Below are 289 nucleotides of genomic sequence, written 5' to 3'. Positions count from 1 at the left end.
ATGCACCGGGCAGGTTTTCGGGTTCCACAAATCACGCAGGGGAACCGGCACGCGCTCCAGCTCGGCACACGCGGCGGCGGCGGCAACTTCCAGCGGTGAGGAGCCGACAGGCAATAGACGGTTAGTCATCGGCGCGCCCTGGGGTAATGTTCACACCGGTGCAGTAACCCGCCTGCGTTTTATCCAGCACGATGTCGGCGGCCGGTTGAGCAACTTCAACACGTTCAACACCTTCCACGGTCAGCGCCGCGATGATGCCGGAACGCCGGATACTGCGGCCTAAGCGGCG

Annotated in this window: 2 protein-coding genes; both read right to left on the bottom strand. The window is 63.7% G+C overall.

The features are described 5' to 3' along the window. A partial coding sequence (locus J0A67_RS23670) for a phage tail protein I (RefSeq protein WP_206571694.1) occupies positions 1–129 on the bottom strand: 129 nt, incomplete at its 3' end. Continuing rightward, on the bottom strand, positions 122–271 hold the full coding sequence (locus tag J0A67_RS23665; RefSeq protein WP_498366380.1) for a hypothetical protein: 150 nt from the start codon (positions 269–271) through the stop codon (positions 122–124). The genes J0A67_RS23670 and J0A67_RS23665, both read right to left, overlap by 8 nt. Between the last annotated feature and the right edge of the window lie 18 nt (positions 272–289).

Origin of the sequence: Algoriphagus aestuariicola (assembly GCF_017254835.1) — a bacterium.
GTDB classification, from domain to species: domain Bacteria; phylum Bacteroidota; class Bacteroidia; order Cytophagales; family Cyclobacteriaceae; genus Algoriphagus; species Algoriphagus aestuariicola.
This window is presented reverse-complemented; position numbering and strand designations above follow the sequence as displayed.